Genomic DNA, 1,877 nt, shown 5'->3' on the forward strand with positions numbered 1-1,877 from the left:
TGAAGTATTAAGGGATATGGCTTTCTTTGGAATGTGGGGTTAATTTACCGTTTATCTTGTACTGTCATACTCTTATATAATCGCCATCCATCAAGGGCCAGAAACCCAATACTTTATGAAGTTTTCGCACTAGCTCCGAAATAGCGATTCCGGAAAGAGGCCCTATAAACTATTCAGATGAACTTCATTCTCGTCGGCGATCTCATAGGCTGGAAACAGCAGCAGATGAAGCTCTAAGTTGCCGGAAAAAAGCATGGTTACAGAAGGTGCAACCATTGCTACAGAGTCTTTTGAAAAATATTAAAAAGCTAGATGGCTTAGTATTTCAACAAAGCTGCTTCAATCTGTCTATCCTGAAACTAGTAAGCTTTTAAACTGGTTATTCGTGGATTAGGAGCGAAGGGAACTCGCCTTATTCTTTGTATGAATTGATCATACAGCACTTAAATCGATTTTCCGCTGCTCCCTCAGGATTCAGAGAGAGTAAAAGATATGAATTCCAGCTCAGGAAATTCTGCACCTGCCATTGGTGAGATCACAGCAGCATCAGGTAGGGTTATTGCCATAAAGCCGGATGGAACCCAGATAATTCTCGAACCAGGAGACAAGGTTTTTCTTAATGATCGGGTGGTATCGGAAAATGGTGAACCTGTTGTCATTACAACTGCAAACAATCAGGTTCTGGAGCTGAGTGGGCAGCAGTCACTTACACTCACCGACAGTGTGGTGTCTGGTCAGGGTGTTGAAAACGATGAAGAACTGTCTGAAGAAGAGCAGGCTGATGAAGAGGCTCGAGAGACCGTTGCCGAAGGGGCTGACTCAGCTGCGGTATCAGAGACCCCTGCTTCGGGAGAAGAGGCCTCAGGCGAGCGGGACTCTGATCAAACAGAATCCAGGCGTGCACCTTCGGACATACCTGTTATCACGCTTGAAAATGATGACCAGATGGATCAGGAACCATCGGCCGAGTCATCTGAGATTCTGAATGCCAATGACAGGTCTGGTAACAACACCATTGTTCAACAACAGGAGTCCGAGAATGAGGCAGGGTTGGCAGAACCTGTTGTAATTTCCTATCAGCCCGTAGCTCAGGTATCTTCCATGGTCGGTAGTGAGGATGCTCCGGTCCTTCAGGGACAGCTGACTGCGAAAGATTCCAGTGGCGGCACACTCACCTACTCATTGGTTTCTGCACCGGAAGCCGGTTCAATAAATATTGACAGTGACGGCTCTTTTGAATTTATGCCAGGAGCAGACTTTGACTATCTGGCCAAGGGCGAAAACCAGACGGTTACTTTTACTTTTGAGGTTATTAATTCTCAGGGGAACAGGAGTCAGGCATCCATTGATATCATGGTAGAAGGCGTTAACGATGCACCTGAAGTGGAGGCCCCAATTGTTCTTGATGCCAACCAGAATGACTCTGCCATTAGTTTAAACCTATTACAAACGGCCAGTGATAAGGATCTGAACGAAGTGCTTTCTGTTAACAACCTTCGTCTGGTTTCTGGTAATGAGACAGGTATCAGTGTGGCTGAAGATGGCTCAGAGTTGGCTATTGATCCTGAAGCTTATAAGTACCTTGCTGTCGGAGAGACGGAAACCATTACCTACGAATATCGTGTAACAGATATACAAGGAGATTTTACGATCCAAACCGCCAGCATTACTCTGGCAGGAAGTAATGATGACCCGGTTGTTCAAGATGCAATTTTATTGAGGACTGATCAGAGTTCGCCACTACAGAGTATTGATTTGCTTGCAGGTATCAATGATGCTGATCAGACTGATACCTTAAATGTTAACAACCTCAGGCTCACTGCCGGGAGCAGAAAAATTAAGGGTATACATAGAAGGCGATGGCAAAGCCTGGCTAA

General features: G+C 45.4%; 1 protein-coding gene. It reads left to right on the top strand.

Annotated features, from left to right (window positions below):
- Window positions 1-492: 492 nt before the first annotated feature.
- Window positions 493-1,877: cadherin-like domain-containing protein (locus tag KDK17_RS03640; RefSeq protein ID WP_257287367.1), on the top strand; the 1,385-nt coding region annotated here is incomplete at its 3' end.

This window comes from Endozoicomonas sp. SESOKO2, from assembly GCF_024606245.1.
In the GTDB taxonomy this organism is placed as follows: Bacteria; Pseudomonadota; Gammaproteobacteria; order Pseudomonadales; family Endozoicomonadaceae; genus Endozoicomonas_A.